Source organism: Nocardioides sp. (genome assembly GCF_024509035.1).
In the GTDB taxonomy this organism is placed as follows: Bacteria; Actinomycetota; Actinomycetes; order Propionibacteriales; family Nocardioidaceae; genus Nocardioides.
In genome coordinates, this window is the sequence record NZ_JANINT010000258.1 from 1,007 (window position 1) to 1,369 (window position 363).

1 protein-coding gene is annotated in these 363 nt (G+C 68.6%); it reads left to right on the plus strand.

Going from position 1 to position 363, the window contains the following annotated elements:
* On the plus strand, nucleotides 1–363 hold a 363-nt coding region (locus tag Q0L15_RS17730), incomplete at both ends, for an amino acid permease (protein ID WP_366939596.1).

The following is a 363-nucleotide window of genomic DNA, read 5'->3' on the forward strand; positions in this document are numbered from 1 at the left end:
ATCGGCATCACCTGGCCCGCGGGGATCGGCCCGAGCTCGTCGACCAGCTTCGAGTGGGACCACGTCAACGTGCCGGCCCTGCTGCTCGTCGTCGGGCTCACCACGCTCGTCGCGCTCGGCATCAAGGAGTCGCTGCGGGTCAACCTGGTGCTCGTCGCGGTGAAGCTGTTCATCGTGCTGTTCGTGATCGTCGCGGGCCTGTTCTACGTGTCCGGCGCGAACTACGACCCGTTCATCCCGCCGGCCGCCGACCCCGTCGACTCCAGCGGGCTGGCCCAGCCGCTGATCCAGTGGGCGTTCGGCCTGCAGCCGCAGACGTTCGGCATCCTCGGCGTCATCTCGGCCGCGTCGGTGGTGTTCTTC